Origin of the sequence: Streptomyces sp. BE20, assembly GCF_036322525.1 — a bacterium.
Classification (GTDB): Bacteria; Actinomycetota; Actinomycetes; order Streptomycetales; family Streptomycetaceae; genus Kitasatospora.
In genome coordinates, this window is record NZ_JAQYWW010000543.1 from 1 (window position 1) to 324 (window position 324).

Here is a 324-nt window from a genome sequence, read left to right on the forward strand (position 1 = left end):
GGGGCGAGCACGGCCGCGGTCACCCGGGGGCGGCGCAGCGCGTGGGGGAGCAGGACGGCGAGCACCCGCTTGTCGGCGGCGGGCGGCACGGTCCCGGGCTCCTCGGCGAGTTCGCGCTCCGCGGTCTGCTCGACGGACACGCCGCCGTCGACCTTGCCGCCGGGCAGGCTCCCGGTGGGCGGCTCGCCGGCGGTGGGCCGCCGGCCGGGCAGCACCCGGCCGTCCCCGGTGGGCCCGTGCACCCCGGCCCCGAGCATCGGTGGGGTCGTCAACTGCTGTTCCTCCCCGGGGGTGCTGCGGGATGGTGGGCCCGCGGGCGTCACC

General features: G+C 80.6%; 1 protein-coding gene. It reads right to left on the minus strand.

The genetic code is table 11. From position 1 onward, the window contains the following. Window positions 1-272, minus strand: a 272-nt coding sequence (locus PUR61_RS09100) for an NUDIX domain-containing protein (RefSeq protein WP_329877578.1), incomplete at its 3' end; no start/stop codon positions are given. Between the last annotated feature and the right edge of the window lie 52 nt (window positions 273-324).